General features: G+C 42.9%; 1 pseudogene. It reads right to left on the bottom strand.

Annotation, left to right across the window (positions count from 1 at the left end):
* Positions 1 to 310 (bottom strand): annotated as a pseudogene (locus tag NRL14_RS20875) (IS3 family transposase); the annotation flags it as partial.

Here is a 310-nt window from a genome sequence, read left to right as displayed (position 1 = left end):
CAGCGGGGAGTGATAAGTCAGCATCTATTGTGAGTCCTTCGCGATTGAAATCATCAATCACATTGAACAAGCGACACCCTCTGCCATCAGATAATTGGTCGTGCATAAAAGCCATTGACCAACATTCGTTAATGGCCTCAGGGACAGCCAATGGTTCAGGCTTCTCCCTTGTTAGGCGTTTTCTAGGCTTTATTCGCAGATTCAACTCAAGCTCACGGTAAATACGATAAACACGCTTATGATTCCATGTGTAGCCTTTAACATTGCGTAAATATAAAAAACATAAACCGAATCCCCAATTACGCTGACA

This window comes from Pseudoalteromonas sp. 20-92 (genome assembly GCF_030847595.1).
GTDB lineage: Bacteria > Pseudomonadota > Gammaproteobacteria > Enterobacterales > Alteromonadaceae > Pseudoalteromonas > Pseudoalteromonas fuliginea.
The sequence above is the reverse complement of the archived record's forward strand: the minus strand, read 5'-3'. Positions and strand labels throughout refer to the sequence as shown.